Below are 16,429 nucleotides of genomic sequence, written 5' to 3' on the forward strand. Positions count from 1 at the left end.
GTAAAGAAATGACATTCACGATCAGCATTGGAAAATCAGTTCTTCAATCTGACCGTAAATGTCGTTCCCTTATCAAATTCACTCTCTACCTTTATTTCCCCATGGTGAGCCTCGACAATGGATTTCACAATGGAAAGTCCCAGTCCTGAGCCGCCGCTGCTTCGGGAGCGATCATCATCCACCCGATAAAAGCGGTCAAATATTTTCTCCAAATCCTCTGCGGTAATACCATGGCCCTCATCCCTTACCTGCAAAACATACCAGGAGCCTTCTTCCCTCGTTTTTAGGGTAATCGTGCCTCGATCGCTGTACTTGATGGCATTCGACAACAGATTCAACACAACCTGACTCATTTTCAAAGGATCGCAGAATACCAGATCATGATTCTGATACTCCTTCACGATGCGCAGTCCCTTTTTCTCCGCCTTTTTCTCCAGTGACTTCACCGCCTTGTCAATAACAAGGCAAAGATCGGTTTTCTCTCGTTCCAGCAAAACCGTGGACAGGCTGAGGCGGGACAGCTGCAGCAAATCCTTCACCAGAATATCCAGACGGTTGATTTCCTGTTCAATCTGATCCATAAATTCGCGGCGTGTTTCCTCATCATCAAAATCCTCGCGGTTTAAAATTTCCACCATGCCCTTGATAACGGCGATCGGTGTCTTCAATTCATGCGACGCATCTGCGATAAAACGCTTCTGCATCTTCTCCCCCTCCAGTGTTTTTGAAATATCCTGAAACAGAACCAGACAGCCGCTGTACTTCTTCTTTGCTGTCACCGGTACACTGATAGACTGGTATTCCACACCGTTGATATCGATGATTTTATCCATCGGCTTTTCCAGAATAAAGGCATCCTTGATAAATTCCCGCACAGGATGCAGATAGGCGTTGCTCATATAGGTCATATGCTCACCGACAGGACCGTCCTCACACAGCTCACTGACATTGTTATGCATGACGATATTGCCGAACTGATCGACCAGCAGCATCGGAAACGGTATACTGGTCACGACCGTCAGCAGCTGCTTATTCTTCAAATGCGCATCCTTGGCAGTCGATTTGATTTCCTCCTGCAGCTCGATATTCTCCCGGCGATGCACGTTCAGGTTTTTCTGATCCAGAAACTCCCAGAGCAAAGCAATCGAAACTACCACGAGCAGCAGCAGTACATATTCATTCAAATGATAATTGTACTGCACAACCGCAATGCAGGCCAGAATCAATCCCAGATACCCGTATTTATTGCGTTTCATGCACTTCCTCCAGCAGATAACCGACTCCGCGGGATGACCTGATATGTACATGCGACGCATTCAGCTTGTTTCTTAGCTTGAATACATGCACATCCACAATCCGTGTATCTCCGTCATAATCAAAGCCCCAGATATCGTTCAGGATGCTGTCACGGGACAATACGATATCCTTGTTCTGGATAAAATACTCCAGCAGGTCAAATTCCTTCTTTGTCAGCGTCATCATCCGCTCTCCGATATATGCCTCACGCCGCTTCATATCCATGGACAGATCCCCCACACTGAGCCGCTTCTCCTGCTTGCGGTTCTGCCGCTTCAGATGGGCATTCACCCTGGCCAGCAGCTCTCTTGGAGAAAACGGCTTCGTGATATAATCATCCACGCCCTGCTCAAAGGCATACAGGATATCCGTTTCATCATCCCTTGCCGTCAGCATGATAAAGATAGCGTCAATGTGCTCACTGCGCAGTTTTTTCACGATATCGATTCCGCTGACATGAGGCAGCATCCAGTCGATGATCAGCACATCAAAATCCTCTTTCATCGCCAGATCGACAGCCGTTCTACCATCACCGCATTCCACGATATCAAAATCCGCTTTTTTCAAATCATATGCAATGATCTTGCGGATGTTATCTTCGTCTTCAATCAATAAAATCCTTGCCATATCGTTCTTCCTCCTGCTCATATCGTTCAATGATTTTCTGAACCAACGGATTACGAACTACATCGAGGCTGGTTAGCTCCACAAAGGAGATGCCCTCTATCCCGGACAGCAGATGCTTGGCATTCAGCAGGCCGGAATCACGTTTTTTAATCAAATCAATCTGTGTTACATCCCCGGTAATGACGATGCGTGAATGAAATCCCATCCTCGTCAGAAACATCTTCATCTGTGCACGAGTTGTATTCTGCGCCTCATCCAGTATAATGAAGGCATTGTCCAGCGTCCGTCCGCGCATATAAGCAAGCGGCGCGATTTCAATGACTTCCTTTTCCAGCAGCTTCTCCACCTGCTCCTGTCCCAGCGTATCATACAGGGCATCATAGAGTGGGCGCAGATACGGATCCACCTTTTCCTTTAGATCGCCCGGCAGAAAGCCCAGGTTCTCTCCGGCCTCCACGGCGGGTCTGGTCAAAATAATCTTGCGGATTTCTCCCTTTTTCAGCAGATCGGCCGCATACACAACAGCGAGGTAGGTTTTTCCGGTACCGGCCACTCCGGTCGCAAAGACGATTTCACTGTTGCACATGCATTTAAACAGATGCCGCTGTCCGATCGTTTTGGGATAAATCAGCTTCCCGTTGACCGTTTTACCGATCGCCTTCTGATATGTCGTGGAAAGCTCCTGCAGCCGATTCAGCTTGGCCAGACGGCAGGCATATTCAATATCGCGTCCACTCACATCAATATGTGCCTCCATCATATCAAACAGGGCCTTTACCACAGATTCAATGCTGTGAAAGGTAACTGCATCCTCACTGAGAATGCGCAGCTCATTGTCCCGCATGATGATATCACAGGAAAAGGCGTTTCGCAGCAGCTCCAGATGCTTATCCTGTGCTCCGCATAATTTTACGATCCATTCCATCGGGTATTCTTCTAATGCAATACGAAATTGTTCACTCATAGGCGCTCCTTATCGTTATGGTGTGGTGATGTCCTTGATCAGTGTGTAATGAATCACCATCTTTATTTTACCCATATCTGTAGAGAATTGCAAAATATTTTCCTTGTAAATGCGATCGTCCTTGTGAAAGTCCTCGCTCACCTTGCGTCTGGCATCAAACAGCAGCTGAAAATACTGAAAGGCCTTCGGTTCCCTTGTCTTGTCCATCGTCACGGTGATATCCTTCCAGACATAGGCAAAGACACGTCCCTTGACATATACCTCCTGCTTGCCGCCCTTGGAATCCTCCAGCACATTGCTGACCAGCACATCACCTTTATGCACAAATTCATTGACCTTGTGCAGCTTGTTTCCATGCTGTATATCAAAGCGCTCAATCATACCGTCCTCCTGTGCAATCAGCTCCTCATGTCCCAGCTGGGATAAGGAGGCAAATTCCTTTGGCGTATAGGTAATCAGATACCGGCTGCCCTGTTTCTCAATTTCCAGCCAGGCGATATCATTTTCCAGATTCTTTTTCAGCTGTGTCTTCAGCTGTGAGACATCCCTGCTTTTAAAAGGTGGTACAACCTCCATCTTTTTCAGGGTATCCGCAATCAGCTTCCGGCTTTCATCCTTTTCCCCCTTGATTTGTATTTCAAATACCATGGACGAAAGACCGTACCACAGCAGGATAGAAAGCAGAATTGCCGCAATGCGACAGGGCTTTTTCAGGCTGCGCAGTGCATATCCCAGCATACCGGTGGTTGTGATCAGATCACATGTTTCAAAGCAGCGGTAGATTTTCGGGCGCTGCAGAATGGATGCGTAGAACTGAATATAGTTTCGATGTAGAGTAATATCGTATAGTTCCAGCTGATTTTTCTTTGTAATCCATAAAAACTCATCGCAAGAGGCCTGCACTTTCCATTGATCAAGACCGAAACCCTTTCTATTTTTCATATGCGAACGCCAGATTCTGCACACTGCCCTCCAGCAGGATCTCATCCTTTCCCAGTGCCAGCACATGCAGCTGCTCCCCGTCTATCGTGATACGGTAGGATTTCATCGTCACCTGTATTCTCGTTTCGCTCACCAGGGTCAGTTCCCGGTAATGTTCAATCATGACCTGATTCTTATCTATGGAAAGCATACTCTCACCTCTATACAAAATACGTTTGTGCGTGAGGTTTTATGCCTGTGAATGCTATCCTCCTTCGTTTCCATTATAAAGAAAAGATAAACAGGAAATGTTATAATTTTGTTAAAAGTAAATAAAATGTTGTTTTTCACCCGCATGAATGCACTTTCATGTAAAGCTTTCATTATCACGGAGTTCTATTTTATGAACACAAGCTGTTTTGAGAGGGGCTTCTGCTCATGTATAAAGCATGTACAGTGCAGACAAAAAAGAGGCAGTCCTGCACATACAGGAAATGCCTCAAAGCAGCCGCAGACAACTATAAGGAAAGATCTCTTTGCATAAAGCTTCGCCGGGCGATGAGCAGACAGCTGCCAGCGATCAGAAGCAGCACACCCAGACGTGCCCATGCCTGTGCTTCATTGGCAATCAGCCCCTGTGTGTCAAACAGCGTCATAATCGTCGCATACTGCAGCTTTTCAAGATTTCCCTTCATATTGGCGAGCATCTGTATCATGATGAATACAACACCAGTTCCGGCACCGATCAAAGCGGCATGCCGATATTCATTCAAGGCGGAAGAAGCGAGAAAGCTGATGGACGCCAATGCTGTCTGTAGCAGCAGGCATCCCAGATTCAGCCGCAGAAAGGCTGCAATATCCAAATCGCCCGGAAACATGAGTATACTACAAACAATACCCATAAGCGTACAGAAGGCAATTAGAAGAAACAGCGCACTCAGCAGCACAGCCAGCTGAGTCATCCAGACACGGCTTCGCTTTTCACCACAGCTCAGCAGATAGGTCATACTTCCGTTATCCACCTTTTTGACAAGCAGTCGCAGGGAGAGAATAACAGAAAACAAAAACGGGAACATAATCATGATCATGCCATACAGATAGGTTGAGAAGAAATCCACCAGAGTAGCTGCTGTGCCGCTCATGCCAACCGCTGCCATCATTTCCGGCATAAGCTTCTCAAACTGCGCCAGCGCAGAGCCCAGCTCCGGATCAAACATCGTCAGCATAATGCTGAAATACATCGCTAGAATCAAAATGAAAATCAGCAGCAGCTTCCATGCCGATTTCCACTCCATACGAAACAGTGTCTTATTCATGTGCTTCTCCCTTCTCTCCGTAATACTGCAAAAAGATATCCTCCAGACTCTGTGTTGCGACATTGAGATCGCGCAGCTCATAGGCCGGCAGCAGCTGCAGAAGCTCCTTGAGATCCTCCCGGACATATACATGCACACACAGCTCACTCATTTGCTTCATCTGCAGTCGCTCCTGCAAAAAACGCTGTGTCTGCGAGGAATCGGCAAAGGTGAGAATGTATGTCTTCGTTTTATTCTTCTGCAAGATGACGGTATCCTCGATTGCCGCCATATGTCCCTTCCGGATGATGCCGATGCGATCACAGGTTTTTTCCACTTCCTCAAACATATGGGAAGACATCAGGATTGTCTTTCCTCTCTGCTTTTCCTCCTGAATCAGCTCGACAAAGGCATTTTGCATCAGCGGATCCAGTCCGCTGGTCGGCTCATCCAGAATCAGCACCTTGGGATCATGCATAAAAGCCGCTACGATTCCCAGCTTCTGCTTCATTCCCTTGGACATGCGACGTATGGCCCCGGTTGGCCGCAGCTCAAAGCGCTCCAGCAGCTCCTGTGTCCGTCCGCTGTCCTGCATGTTCCGGTAACGTGCCATAAAGCGCAGAAATTCCTCACCGCTCATTTCATTCAGGAGATTGATTTCTCCCGGTATATAGCCAAGCTGTCTGGTAATGGCATCGGATTGCTTCCAGCAGTCCATCCCGAGAATTTTCGCTGAACCCTGTTTTGCCTTCAGGAATCCAAGCAGATGACGGATGGTCGTTGTCTTTCCTGCCCCATTCGGCCCCAGGAAGCCGAAAACCTCTCCCTCAGCGATGGAAAAGGAAATATCGAAGATTCCCCTCCCCTCTCTATAATCGCGGCTGAGACGCTCTATTTCGATGATTTGCATAGTATACCTCCCCATGTTCATGGTGTATCTCATCTTCATGCTGATTATAGCAGATTGACTCGTTTGCACAACCCCCTGCACAGCAGCTTTTTTCAATTTCTTTTTTTACCACGCCAGCTTTTGGCCGGCTCCTCTATACACGCACCACAGCCCCTATACAAAGCAGCTCCCTTGGTAAGCCTATTCACCATGCACAAGCGGAAGTATAAAAAAAAGAAGCCTATCGGCCTCTTCTATTTTCCACGACGTGCTTTACGCGCAGCTTCTGACTTTAATTTACGACGAACGCCAGGTTTTACGTAAAACTCTCTTTTGCGAGCTTCAGCAAGGGTTCCATTTCTTGATACTTGACGTTTGAATCTACGTAAAGCATCATCAAGAACTTCGTTTTCTTTAAGTACTACTTTCGGCATGATTTACCCTCCCTTCTGATGCAAGCAATATTATTATACTGAAAAACATATGAAAATGCAACATAAATATGTTCATTTTCTATAAATTCATACAGAAAATTTTTTTATACTTATTTTACAACCTTATTTTTCATCATCCTCCAGTCCGAGACTGTATTTGCGGATGCAGTGACGAGCGACATTGTGATCCCCCATCCACGGCTCACGTCCGAACTCCCGATACATGAATACCTCATCCCCCTTGCCGAGAATCAGGACGGTATCCTTCACATTGGCACTCTCGATGGCCTGCCGTATGGCGGCATAACGATCCGCGATGAAAATATTATTCGTATCGCTGATACCGCTTTTGATTTCATTTGCGATTTCCCGCGGATCCTCATCCCGGGGATCATCCTCCGTCAGAATGATGCTGTCGCAATAACGGCTCGCGATTTCGCCGAAGACCCTGCGCTTCTTTGTATCCCGCTTGCCGGCAGAGCCAAACACGGCAATAATGCTGTGTCCGTCCTCTGTGATATCCTTCGCATATTCAAAAACCTTTTCCATACCGTCCGGAGTATGGGCAAAATCGACGATGACATTAAACAGCTGTCCCTCGTCAATACGTTCCATACGCCCTTCAATCTGCCGGATATCATTGAGATAGGGCAGCTGCTGTTCAATCGGTATACCGCTTTCCGCCATGGCGGCCACAGCACCCAGCAGGTTGTATATGTTATACAGGGCAACCAGATTGGTTGAAACCTCATAGCGCTCTGTTCCATGAACCAGGGTAAACCGTGATCCCGTTTTCTCAATCCGGATATTTTCCGCCTGATAGGTCGCGTGATTGTCAATGCCATAGGTAACAACACTGGCCTCGGTAGCATCCGCCAGCTGATCCACATAGGCATCATCCGCATTCAACACAGCAACGCCCTCTTTTTTCAGATTGGTGAACAGCTTTTTCTTCGCTTCGAAGTAATGCTCGATCGTACCGTGAAAATCCAGATGGTCATAGGTCAGATTACTGAACACAGCGACATCAAAATCCACGCTCTGCACACGTCCCAGCTCCAGACCGTGCGAGCTGACCTCCAAAGCAACCGCCTGCATGCCATGCTCCACCATATCCTTCATCGTTTTATGAATCAGTACAGCATCCGGCGTTGTCAAAGACGGCGGCAGAGTCACCTCTCCATAGCTGATGGATATCGTTCCAATATAGCCACAGGGCGCAAAATGGGAATATACATCCCGAATAATGCTGGTGATGGTGCTCTTCCCGTTTGTTCCGGTAACACCGAACACCTTCATTTTACGGCTTGGATGCCCATAAAACATGGACGCCACCCGATTCAGTGTGCGATTGACATTTTCCACCTGAATATAGGCTACCCCTTTTTTCATATCGTCCACCGGCTTGGAATGCACGATGCATTTTACACCCTTTTCAATGACATCATCAATAAATTCATGCCCGTCATGCACCATGCCCTCCATGCAGAAATACATATCATTCGCCTTGGCGCAGCGGGAATCGATGCACAGCCCTGCAATTTCAATCTCCGGGGCATTTTCAAACATTTGAGACAGCTTCATAAGACTCCTCCTTTAGCGGACAGCCAACCAGCAAATCCCCGTCCAGTGCCGTGATGCGTACGGTATGCATCGTATGCAGCCAGGCAAGCGGAGCCGCTGCTGCGACCTCCAGGTATTCACTGCTGTGTCCGATCAGTTTTCCATCTTTTTCCTTCTCAAAAATGACAGAAACTTCCTTTCCAATGAAATTCTGTTTATAAGCAGTATATAACTGTTTGGAAAGATTCGCAAGTCTTGATGCGCGTTCTTTCTTTATTTTATTTTCCAGATGACCGCTCATCTGCGCAGCCGCTGTATGATCGCGGCGGGAATACGGGAACACATGCAGAAAGCTTAGGCGCATGCGAGCGATATTATCCAGGGTATCCTGAAACTGCTCTTCACTTTCCTGCGGAAACCCGGTAATGACATCGCTGGATATGGAAATATCCGGAATAAGGGAGCGGATATAGTCCACCCGTTCCATAAACCATGCTATCGTATAGGGACGATTCATATTCTTCAATACCGTAGTATTGGCAGACTGCACGGGAATATGCAGATGCCGGGCGATTTTTTCTTCCCCCTTTATAAATTCCAGCAGCTCATCCGTGATTTCATTCATTTCAATCGAGGAGATACGAATTCTTTGCAGCTTGGGAATTTCCTTCACCATGCGCTTCATCAGCTGGCACAGACTGCTGTTGATGCCATTGCCGTAGCGTCCGGTATGGATGCCGCTCAGCACGATTTCCCGATGGCCGCTTTCGCTCAGACTTCGTGCGATGGCAAGTACCTCATCCTCCGGCAACGAGCGCTCCGCTCCGCGTGCAAACGGTATGATACAATAGCTGCAAAACTGATTGCAGCCGTCCTGTATTTTCAAAAAAGCCCGTGTCTGATGCTCGAAGCGATGAATCGGAAGCGCCTCAAACACATTGACCTTGCGGACATCATGAATGAGCTTCTGCGGACGCTTCTTTCGAAGACCCTCCTCAATCATATCCGCCAGTCTGCTTTTTCCATCACTTCCCAGCAGAATATCAATATTGGCATCCTGCTCCAGCTGTTCGCTTGCCGTCTGTGCATAGCAGCCGACAACGGCAATCAGCGCCTCCGGATTCAAAGCGATGGCCGCATGAATTTTCTGACGGGATTTACTGCCGGCCGTATTGGTCACGGCACAGGTGTTGATGATATAGACATCCGCTTTTTCTTTAAAGGATACCTGTTCATAGCCCTTATCCACCAGGGCACTCTCATAGCCCTGTGATTCATATGTATTTACCTTGCAGCCCAGTGTGGCTATTGCAAATGTCGTCATGTCGTCACTCCTTGTCTGCCTTCTTTTCCTGCTTTTTCTTTTGCTTCTCCAGCAGCTTTTCCAGCTTTCTGCCCAATCGTTTTTTGATTAGTGCATGCTCGTTCAAAAACGCAACGAGTGCTTCGTGCTGCTCCTTTAACAGAAGTAGTGCGATTTCCTGCTTCCAGTCCTCCTGCAGCTCCTGCTTCATATCCACGGATACGCTGCGCTTTAATCCGCCTGCATCATACAGATACCAGCGATGCAGGACCGGATGGAAGACGACATAGCCCTCATCCGCCTCCGCCAGCAGCTCACAGCTGGAAAAGCCATACTGAAACGGCTTGGCACCATAGCGCCTGTACTGCACTTCCTTTGCGCACTCCCGGATGAATTTATGATACTGCTTCAAATCCAGCAGCACGATTTCCGTATGATAAAGATGATTAAAGCCCGGCGCAAAGGCAGGCATATAAATCGTTTCACCATCCGCCTCAAAATGCCGGAGCTCTTTCACGAAGCGTTCCACATCCACATTCATCTGTGCCTTACGCTCCAGATAATTCAGATCATACCAGTAATCGAACATTTTTACATAGGTATCAAAAAAAACATCCTCGAACTGCCGTTTTACGAGCAGGGATTCATAGACGATTTCATTCTGTATCACAGCATCATCGCTTTTCCCGTCGTGGGGAATTTGATATTCCTCCAGCAGGTCGCAGATGGTACGGTAATGCTTCCGGATATCCTTTTGATCCAGAAGTGTCTTATCATACACCTTATTCAGCCGATCATATATCGTCTTCATCTTTTTCACCTGCCATATCGTAGTAAAACTCAATGGAATTCAGCAGCGAGATTGCCGCTGTTTCCGCACGCAGTATCCGTCCGCCTAAAGATACGCGGTGAAAGCCGGATGCAGTCAGCGCTTCAACCTCATCCGCCGAAAAGCCGCCCTCACTGCCTACCACCATCAAAACACGCTTTGGGGATGGATGTGCACGCAGCACCTCACACAGGCGCTCGCTTTTGCAATCGGCATCCTCATAGGCTATCAGCCGCAGGTCGGCATCGATCTGCGACAGCTGTGAGAATGTGCAGGGCGGCTGCAGACGCACCAGCGTAGAGCGCTTGCACTGCTCACAGGCCTCACATAAAATTTTATTCCATCGTACAATTTTCTTTTCCGATTTCTCATCCTTGATTTTTACAACACAGCGACTGGATACAAACGGAATGATTTCCGCCACCCCCAGCTCTGCACTTTTCTGCAGCAGATAGTCCCATTTCTCCCCCTTGATCATCCCCTGTGCAAGAATCAGCTCTACACTTGTTCGGGAGCGATCACGCACTTCCCTTACCACTCGTGCCGCTGCTTCCTCCTGATGATATTCCACTTCCGCCAGCAGTACGCGGCCGCTGTTGTCGGCAACACGAATCACATCCCCCTGCTGCATACGCATAACGCGGCGGATGTGATGTGTCTGTTCCTTTGTCATCGGTATCAATTTTCCTGGCATCGCCAGTGTATTTACAAAATATTGCTGCATAAAATCACCGCGTTAATCATACATCATTTTCTGTGTTTCTTCAACAAAAAAAACATTTCAGAAACGTAAGCACACATGTGGAAACAGCACAAAAAACGAATCCGACATCCTTTGCCTGATTCGTTCCTCTTTTCTCATGCTCACGTTCAGGCTTTTCATATCTGCCTGCATATCCTTATGGCTTCTGTTATTGCTGCACCTGTCAAAAAAGCCAACAGCGATTGCTAGCGCTGCTTCATTTCTCCCTTTTGAGCAAGACTGCGCAACTGCTTCACCTCAAAGGGCTTCAGCACACGGTACTCTCCCTGCCGCAGATCACTGCAATGCAGGAAGGCGAGCTTGCTGCGGTGCAGACGGCGCACCTCATAGCCAAGCGCCTCCATCATCCGCTTGATCTGCCGGTTTCTTCCCTCGACAATCGTCAAATCAAAGCTGCACTGATTTTTCTCTGTGTCCTTTTCCGTCATGCGATATTTCGCAGACAGAGTCTTAATGCCGTCATCCAGCACGATACCCGCCTTTATTTTCTTCATATCCTCCGGCGTCAATATGCCATTGATTGTCAGATTGTACACCTTGGGAATGTGATATCGCGGATGAATGATCTCATTTGCGAAATCCCCGTCATTGGTTAGAATAATCACCCCGCTGGTATCATAATCCAGACGTCCCACGGTAAAAATACGCTGCCTGCAATCCACCAGATCCACCACGGTCTGTCTTCCGAATTCATCATCGCTAGTACACATGGTGCGCTTCGGCTTGTTCATCAGAAAATAGACCTTATCTTCCTTTTCAATCGCCTTGCCGTCCACCTCAATGAGATCACCGCGCTTTACCTTATATCCAAGTTCTGTTATGATTTCTCCATTCACAGCGACTCTTCCCTCGCTGATCAGAACCTCAGCTTTTCTTCTTGATGTGATTCCGGCTGCCGCAATCACTTTCTGTAATCGTTCCATATACTATACACCTCACATGGGTATTGTACATGAAATGCTGCGCTTTGAAAAGCAAAATCGACTAATTCTGGAATTCCTGAATCTGATAGCCATCCGGCAGATATACCAGAATGTTCTCGCTCATCTCCTGAATCCATACCTGCATCGGATAGGCAACGCCCTTCATGAAGTCACGAATTCTGCGTGCACACTCCTCATCGCATGCCGTGATATCCAGCAACACCAGAAAATTCTTTTTCAAAGCCTCACCCACAGCCTCTACATCATCAAAGCTGTCCAGACGAAACACACAGACAACATGGTCGCTTTTTTCCGCAGCCACAGCAGCCTTTTCCTCATTCACTGCCAGCATATTCTTTAATCTGTTTTTTACATCGTTCATATCTGCCATTTTCATTCCTCCTGTTATTTATATCTTTATTACGCAAACACATACAGTGCCAGCAGAATGGCCATGGAAATCCCGGCCACATCCGCCAGCAGTCCGATCGCCAGCGCATTCTTGATTCTACGGATTCCCACACTGGAAAAATACAGGGTGATCACATAGACGGTCGTATCGGTAGAGCCCTGAATGATGCTGGCCATATTGCCGGCCAGCGAATCAACACCGCAAACCTGAAAGATATCGACCAGCACTGCCAAAGAGGCGCTTCCGGAAATCGGGCGAAAGATTACCATTGGCCAGATTTCCTTGGGGATATTCGCAATATGAGCAGCCAGTGCGCTGCACAGCATATCCATCAGTCCGCTCTGGCGCAAAAGCGCGATTGCACACATCATGGCAAGCAGCGCGGGATAAATATCCAGAAACAGCTTCATCCCGTCCTTGACACCCTCGGTAAAGGAATGGTAGGCATTGATGCGGCGAAGCAGGGCGACGGCGACGATGACCAGCACAAGGACCGGCAATATATAATCTGTGTTAATCACGGTAATTCCACCAGCGGTCAATACTCAGACCGACAACAGAGGCAAACATCGTCGATACAATGGCATAGGGCATAAAGCCGGTCACATTCAGGGAGTGGAAGGAGGCCCGCATGGCAATCAGCGTCGTGGACAGCAGGGTAACACCAGCCGTATTCAAGACGAGAAAGGTGATCATGGAGCGGGAGGCCGTATCCTTATCCGGATTGTGCCGCTGCATGCCCTTCATCGCCTGCAGGCCGACCGGTGTTGCCGCAGAGCCCAGCCCCACCATGTTGACGACCACGTTGGTTGCCACATAGCCCAGTGTTTCCTCATCGTCCTTCAAATCCGGAAATAGCCGCTTCAGCAGAGGATGAAACAGCCGTTCCAAGCCATGAATGATTCCGGCATCCCGTGCGATGTAAAGAATTCCGTTCCAGAAGCAGGTCACACACAGCAGCGGAATCACAAAGTCGAGGGTTTCCTTGCCCACATTGAGAAAAACATCATTGATGATGCTCACATTCCCGGTCATCAGACAGTAGAGAACCGTGACAAGCACGATGAGCAGCCAGATGATATTCACGAAAACAGACCTCCTCCCCTTGCCCTTTTACTTGCGAAGCTGTATACATTCACGTCATCATTTTTCTGTACCTCAACAACAAAATCCTTATGGTCAAAGTGTGTCTTAACGCGCAGCTTGTCACTGCCGTCCTTATGCAGTGTTACCTTCAGCGTTTCCGGGACATGGAATTTCCTGCCGTTTACCGTATAGTCACCCTTGCGCATGATCGTTACCACATCCATCTTCTGAAACACCTCGGTATGCTTTTGTTCATGGAAGGCGAAATCATCCCCCTCCTGCAGCGTCACCACAATGCTTTCCACCCCGTCATGCTCAGCAGCACTCACCAGTGTCCGCCCGGCCTTTTTGGTGAAGCCGGTTTTTCCGCCGACGGTAAAGGGGTAGTCAAACAGCAGACGGTTTTTATTTTTCCAGCGCATATTCCAGTCAGTCGTATAATATTTGCTTCCGGTAATGGTACGAAATTCTTTGTTTTTCATCGCATAGCTCATCAATACCGCCATATCATTGGCTGTAGATATATTGCCGCCATCCTCCTCATCCAGACCGCTGGGATTGGAAAACGTCGTATTGCTCATGCCGATTTCTGCCGCCTTTCGATTCATCAGCTCAACAAAGGCTTCCTGAGAGCCGGCAACATGCTTTGCGATTTCCACCGCTGCATCGTTTCCGCTTCTCAGCATCAGTCCATACAGCAGATCCCGCATGGTTACCTGCTGTCCCTGCTTCAGATAGACACTGCTTCCATAGGCCTTATTGATTTCATCATCAACTGCAAAGGATTCATCCAATTGCCCATGCTCAATCGCGATCACAGCGGTCATGATTTTGGAAATAGATGCCACACTCTGCTTTTCATCCTTGTTTTTTTCTTCTACAATCGTATTGTCCGCACCACTCAACACCACATAGCTCTCCGCATGGACACTCATCAGCTGCAGCAGCAGACACAGCAGGATACAAAGACTTCGTTTCATTCACATCACCTACGAAAGTATATGTGCGCACGCAAAAAAAGAGAACGCCTTTTCCTTTGCGTTCTCCTTTTTCTATATACGTGCATTACGGACTCTACCCGTTTCCTGATTTCCTTAACTCTCGTACGTTTCCCGCACTTATAAGTCTCACCAGTTTCGATATCCGTAATCCACAGCTATGAGCTACTCTTCCATGCTTCCTACATTCACAGCATTCGTTGTTCTGGCGTACTCGCTCTTTTCAATTTCTGCCTGCTTTCGTCCCCATGTCCGAGCTTCCCTTCCAAATACCTGTTTCCTGACTTCCTTAATTCTCATACGTTCTTCGTATTTATAAGTCTCATCAGTTTCTTCTTCCGGGATTCTCACAGCCTTTACAGGTGTCCACCTACTCGCTGACCAGTGCACGGAATCCGTTCTTTTATTATATCGTTTCCGTATCTATCCAGTTTTCTGCAGTACCAGCCTGTATATAAGCTTTTTTAAGTACCTTTCCTTGGTACACTTACAGTATAGTCTGCAATGATACATGTGTAAAGTATTGTGGAATAATATGCGAAAATATGGAAAAGATTGCAGTTTCCCACAATACCCTGCCTTTATACAGTGGAAAAGTTGTGACTTTTCCACAAACGTAACAAAACAAAACTTATCTGTTTCTGTTCTTACGCACATAAAGCTGAAAAAGAAGAAGTATCCGCCAACGCAGCGTTTATCTTCTCAACGTTTTTTACAGCTTTCTTCAAAAATCGAGGAAGAACTCTGTTTCACTGTCCTGCCTCGGTCTTCATCCATATTAAAAAAGAGCTATTCCTCAAACAGCTCTTCCTCCATGGTGTCCTTGAAATCCGGAAGCTCCGGGAGCTCCTTCAGACTGACCAGCTTAAAGGTATCCATAAATTCCTCCGTTACCTCATATAAAAACGGTCTGCCCGGTGCATCGCTTCTGCCGCATTCCTTGATGAGATTTCTCGCCAGCAGCTTACGCACCATCATATCACAGCTCACACCGCGTATTTCCTCGATTTCTGCACGGGTGATTGGCTGCTTATAGGCAATGATTGCCAAAGTTTCCAATGCGGCATTGGATAGCGTTGCCACCTTGGTAGAGCTGAACAGCTTTTGCGCATACGGATGGATTGCCTCCTTGGATACGAATTTATAAATTCCTCCAAAGCGAACCAGCTCGATTCCGTGCACATCCGCAAGATAATCCTGCATCAGCTCATCCAGTACTACTTCAATTTCCTTTTTATCCAGCTCCTCGACACAGCCGTTCAGCTGCTCGATGCTCAGTCCCTCATCACCGCTCAGAAAAAGCAGTCCCTCAAGAACCCGTTTTTCATGCTCATGCATATACTTGTTCACCTCGAATGATCCATATGTTTTCTTCTTCATCTATGTGGAAGGTCATTTCCTTATGCTTGATTAAATCAAGAACGGACAGAAACGTAACGATAATCATGTGCAGATCCGTGCAGTCACTGCACAGCTCCTCAAAGCTCATCTTTCCTACCCAGTTCTTTAGCCGGCTCTTAATTTGTATAACACGCTCATCCAGAGATAACTCCTTGACCGTCATTCTGGTTTCATAAGGATGTGTCAGCGCCGCTCTGCGCAGCACACGGTTCATCGCCTTAATGAGATCATAGGGATTCCCCACAAATTCCCCTTCCACCGTTGTATGCAGCCATTTCTGTGTTTCCTCACTCATCGGCTTACTCATCATCAGCTGGCGTTCCTCATATTTCTGTTCAAACTGCTCGCTGATTTCCTTATAGCGCTGATATTCCAGCAATCGGCGAACCAGCTTCTCCCGCTGATCCTCCTCATACTCTTCTTCAATGACAACCTTTTCCCGTGGCAGCAGCTTCTTGCTTTTATATTCAATCAGACCAGCCAGCTCTGCCAGATATTCACTTGCAATTTCCAGATGCATTGATTCCATGGCATTTAGATAATGCAGATACTGATCCGTCAGCAGGTCCATATCCAGCTCGAACAAATCCAGCTTATTATCCTTGATCAGATGCAGCATCAGGTCAAGCGGACCCTCAAACTGATCGATTGTCACCGTAAACGCCATAGAAATCACCTCGCATTTTTTTATTATAGCAAAAAACCGCATGAAAATGTAGATAAAT

20 protein-coding genes are annotated in these 16,429 nt (G+C 47.5%); all 20 read right to left on the minus strand.

Annotated features, from left to right (window positions below; all coding sequences use genetic code 11):
* Positions 1 to 35: 35 nt before the first annotated feature.
* Positions 36 to 1,256 (minus strand): sensor histidine kinase, encoded by a 1,221-nt coding sequence (locus ACESPQ_RS15360; protein ID WP_109770022.1) that lies wholly within the window; start codon positions 1,254 to 1,256, stop codon positions 36 to 38.
* Entirely contained in the window at positions 1,243 to 1,923 is a 681-nt protein-coding gene (locus tag ACESPQ_RS15365; RefSeq protein ID WP_008727752.1) for a response regulator transcription factor, read from the minus strand. The genes ACESPQ_RS15360 and ACESPQ_RS15365 overlap by 14 nt, the downstream gene beginning before the upstream one ends.
* The gene (locus ACESPQ_RS15370; RefSeq protein WP_002609161.1) at positions 1,901 to 2,887 is read right to left on the minus strand and encodes a PhoH family protein; all 987 of its coding nucleotides are present in this window, start codon (positions 2,885 to 2,887) and stop codon (positions 1,901 to 1,903) included. Before ACESPQ_RS15370 ends, ACESPQ_RS15365 begins: the two co-directional genes overlap by 23 nt.
* 15 nt (positions 2,888 to 2,902) lie before the next feature.
* Positions 2,903 to 3,829: a sporulation protein YqfD gene (locus ACESPQ_RS15375; protein WP_118002624.1), complete on the minus strand. Its 927-nt coding sequence runs from the start codon at positions 3,827 to 3,829 to the stop codon at positions 2,903 to 2,905.
* Complete coding sequence (locus ACESPQ_RS15380) at positions 3,819 to 4,019, minus strand: YabP/YqfC family sporulation protein (RefSeq protein WP_002609163.1); 201 nt, start codon at positions 4,017 to 4,019, stop codon at positions 3,819 to 3,821. The genes ACESPQ_RS15375 and ACESPQ_RS15380 overlap by 11 nt, the downstream gene beginning before the upstream one ends.
* 307 nt (positions 4,020 to 4,326) lie before the next feature.
* Positions 4,327 to 5,124: an ABC transporter permease subunit gene (locus ACESPQ_RS15385; protein ID WP_002609164.1), complete on the minus strand. Its 798-nt coding sequence runs from the start codon at positions 5,122 to 5,124 to the stop codon at positions 4,327 to 4,329.
* Positions 5,117 to 6,013: an ABC transporter ATP-binding protein gene (locus ACESPQ_RS15390; protein ID WP_257379261.1), complete on the minus strand. Its 897-nt coding sequence runs from the start codon at positions 6,011 to 6,013 to the stop codon at positions 5,117 to 5,119. Before ACESPQ_RS15390 ends, ACESPQ_RS15385 begins: the two co-directional genes overlap by 8 nt.
* 233 nt (positions 6,014 to 6,246) lie before the next feature.
* Positions 6,247 to 6,426, minus strand: a complete 180-nt coding sequence (gene rpsU, locus ACESPQ_RS15395; RefSeq protein ID WP_002609166.1) for a 30S ribosomal protein S21 — start codon at positions 6,424 to 6,426, stop codon at positions 6,247 to 6,249.
* A gap of 123 nt (positions 6,427 to 6,549) precedes the next feature.
* The gene (locus ACESPQ_RS15400; RefSeq protein ID WP_002609167.1) at positions 6,550 to 8,010 is read right to left on the minus strand and encodes a UDP-N-acetylmuramoyl-L-alanyl-D-glutamate--2,6-diaminopimelate ligase; all 1,461 of its coding nucleotides are present in this window, start codon (positions 8,008 to 8,010) and stop codon (positions 6,550 to 6,552) included.
* On the minus strand, positions 7,988 to 9,313 hold the full coding sequence (gene mtaB, locus ACESPQ_RS15405) for a tRNA (N(6)-L-threonylcarbamoyladenosine(37)-C(2))-methylthiotransferase MtaB (RefSeq protein WP_002609168.1): 1,326 nt from the start codon (positions 9,311 to 9,313) through the stop codon (positions 7,988 to 7,990). Before mtaB ends, ACESPQ_RS15400 begins: the two co-directional genes overlap by 23 nt.
* Before the next feature lie 4 nt (positions 9,314 to 9,317).
* Positions 9,318 to 10,103: an RNA polymerase subunit sigma gene (locus ACESPQ_RS15410; protein ID WP_109770012.1), complete on the minus strand. Its 786-nt coding sequence runs from the start codon at positions 10,101 to 10,103 to the stop codon at positions 9,318 to 9,320.
* On the minus strand, positions 10,087 to 10,845 hold the full coding sequence (locus ACESPQ_RS15415) for a 16S rRNA (uracil(1498)-N(3))-methyltransferase (RefSeq protein WP_109770011.1): 759 nt from the start codon (positions 10,843 to 10,845) through the stop codon (positions 10,087 to 10,089). Before ACESPQ_RS15415 ends, ACESPQ_RS15410 begins: the two co-directional genes overlap by 17 nt.
* 224 nt (positions 10,846 to 11,069) lie before the next feature.
* A complete protein-coding gene (locus ACESPQ_RS15420; protein WP_373144541.1) occupies positions 11,070 to 11,807 on the minus strand; it encodes a pseudouridine synthase in 738 nt (245 codons plus the stop codon).
* Between the two features lie 61 nt (positions 11,808 to 11,868).
* Positions 11,869 to 12,198, minus strand: a complete 330-nt coding sequence (locus ACESPQ_RS15425) for a cell division protein SepF (protein WP_002609172.1) — start codon at positions 12,196 to 12,198, stop codon at positions 11,869 to 11,871.
* 29 nt (positions 12,199 to 12,227) lie between these two features.
* Positions 12,228 to 12,740 (minus strand): spore maturation protein, encoded by a 513-nt coding sequence (locus tag ACESPQ_RS15430; RefSeq protein ID WP_002609173.1) that lies wholly within the window; start codon positions 12,738 to 12,740, stop codon positions 12,228 to 12,230.
* Positions 12,733 to 13,305 carry a spore maturation protein A gene (locus tag ACESPQ_RS15435; RefSeq protein ID WP_109770007.1) on the minus strand — a complete coding sequence of 191 codons (573 nt, stop codon included), beginning with the start codon at positions 13,303 to 13,305 and terminating at the stop codon, positions 12,733 to 12,735. The genes ACESPQ_RS15430 and ACESPQ_RS15435 overlap by 8 nt, the downstream gene beginning before the upstream one ends.
* Positions 13,302 to 14,285 carry a D-alanyl-D-alanine carboxypeptidase family protein gene (locus ACESPQ_RS15440; RefSeq protein ID WP_002609175.1) on the minus strand — a complete coding sequence of 328 codons (984 nt, stop codon included), beginning with the start codon at positions 14,283 to 14,285 and terminating at the stop codon, positions 13,302 to 13,304. The genes ACESPQ_RS15435 and ACESPQ_RS15440 overlap by 4 nt, the downstream gene beginning before the upstream one ends.
* Positions 14,286 to 14,468: 183 nt before the next feature.
* Positions 14,469 to 14,603, minus strand: a complete 135-nt coding sequence (locus tag ACESPQ_RS15445; RefSeq protein WP_257271881.1) for a hypothetical protein — start codon at positions 14,601 to 14,603, stop codon at positions 14,469 to 14,471.
* 489 nt (positions 14,604 to 15,092) lie between these two features.
* On the minus strand, positions 15,093 to 15,641 hold the full coding sequence (gene scpB, locus ACESPQ_RS15450) for an SMC-Scp complex subunit ScpB (RefSeq protein ID WP_002609177.1): 549 nt from the start codon (positions 15,639 to 15,641) through the stop codon (positions 15,093 to 15,095).
* Positions 15,634 to 16,371: a segregation and condensation protein A gene (locus tag ACESPQ_RS15455; protein WP_002609178.1), complete on the minus strand. Its 738-nt coding sequence runs from the start codon at positions 16,369 to 16,371 to the stop codon at positions 15,634 to 15,636. Before ACESPQ_RS15455 ends, scpB begins: the two co-directional genes overlap by 8 nt.
* Positions 16,372 to 16,429 lie beyond the last annotated feature (58 nt).

This window comes from Clostridium sp. HGF2 (assembly GCF_964240115.1).
GTDB classification, from domain to species: Bacteria; Bacillota_I; Bacilli_A; order Erysipelotrichales; family Erysipelotrichaceae; genus Clostridium_AQ; species Clostridium_AQ innocuum.

What these genes read in the sequence shown, in the direction of transcription:
- ACESPQ_RS15440 (WP_002609175.1), bottom strand. Translation starts at nt 14,285, where the DNA reads ATGAAACGAAGTCTTTGTATCCTGCTGTGTCTGCTGCTGCAGCTGATG.
- ACESPQ_RS15365 (WP_008727752.1), bottom strand. Translation starts at nt 1,923, where the DNA reads ATGGCAAGGATTTTATTGATTGAAGACGAAGATAACATCCGCAAGATC.
- scpB (WP_002609177.1), bottom strand. Translation starts at nt 15,641, where the DNA reads ATGCATGAGCATGAAAAACGGGTTCTTGAGGGACTGCTTTTTCTGAGC.
- ACESPQ_RS15385 (WP_002609164.1), bottom strand. Translation starts at nt 5,124, where the DNA reads ATGAATAAGACACTGTTTCGTATGGAGTGGAAATCGGCATGGAAGCTG.
- ACESPQ_RS15455 (WP_002609178.1), bottom strand. Translation starts at nt 16,371, where the DNA reads ATGGCGTTTACGGTGACAATCGATCAGTTTGAGGGTCCGCTTGACCTG.
- ACESPQ_RS15380 (WP_002609163.1), bottom strand. Translation starts at nt 4,019, where the DNA reads ATGCTTTCCATAGATAAGAATCAGGTCATGATTGAACATTACCGGGAA.
- ACESPQ_RS15425 (WP_002609172.1), bottom strand. Translation starts at nt 12,198, where the DNA reads ATGGCAGATATGAACGATGTAAAAAACAGATTAAAGAATATGCTGGCA.
- rpsU (WP_002609166.1), bottom strand. Translation starts at nt 6,426, where the DNA reads ATGCCGAAAGTAGTACTTAAAGAAAACGAAGTTCTTGATGATGCTTTA.
- ACESPQ_RS15445 (WP_257271881.1), bottom strand. Translation starts at nt 14,603, where the DNA reads ATGAGAATTAAGGAAGTCAGGAAACAGGTATTTGGAAGGGAAGCTCGG.
- ACESPQ_RS15415 (WP_109770011.1), bottom strand. Translation starts at nt 10,845, where the DNA reads ATGCAGCAATATTTTGTAAATACACTGGCGATGCCAGGAAAATTGATA.
- ACESPQ_RS15375 (WP_118002624.1), bottom strand. Translation starts at nt 3,829, where the DNA reads ATGAAAAATAGAAAGGGTTTCGGTCTTGATCAATGGAAAGTGCAGGCC.
- mtaB (WP_002609168.1), bottom strand. Translation starts at nt 9,313, where the DNA reads ATGACGACATTTGCAATAGCCACACTGGGCTGCAAGGTAAATACATAT.
- ACESPQ_RS15400 (WP_002609167.1), bottom strand. Translation starts at nt 8,010, where the DNA reads ATGAAGCTGTCTCAAATGTTTGAAAATGCCCCGGAGATTGAAATTGCA.
- ACESPQ_RS15420 (WP_373144541.1), bottom strand. Translation starts at nt 11,807, where the DNA reads ATGGAACGATTACAGAAAGTGATTGCGGCAGCCGGAATCACATCAAGA.
- ACESPQ_RS15390 (WP_257379261.1), bottom strand. Translation starts at nt 6,013, where the DNA reads ATGCAAATCATCGAAATAGAGCGTCTCAGCCGCGATTATAGAGAGGGG.
- ACESPQ_RS15410 (WP_109770012.1), bottom strand. Translation starts at nt 10,103, where the DNA reads ATGAAGACGATATATGATCGGCTGAATAAGGTGTATGATAAGACACTT.
- ACESPQ_RS15370 (WP_002609161.1), bottom strand. Translation starts at nt 2,887, where the DNA reads ATGAGTGAACAATTTCGTATTGCATTAGAAGAATACCCGATGGAATGG.
- ACESPQ_RS15360 (WP_109770022.1), bottom strand. Translation starts at nt 1,256, where the DNA reads ATGAAACGCAATAAATACGGGTATCTGGGATTGATTCTGGCCTGCATT.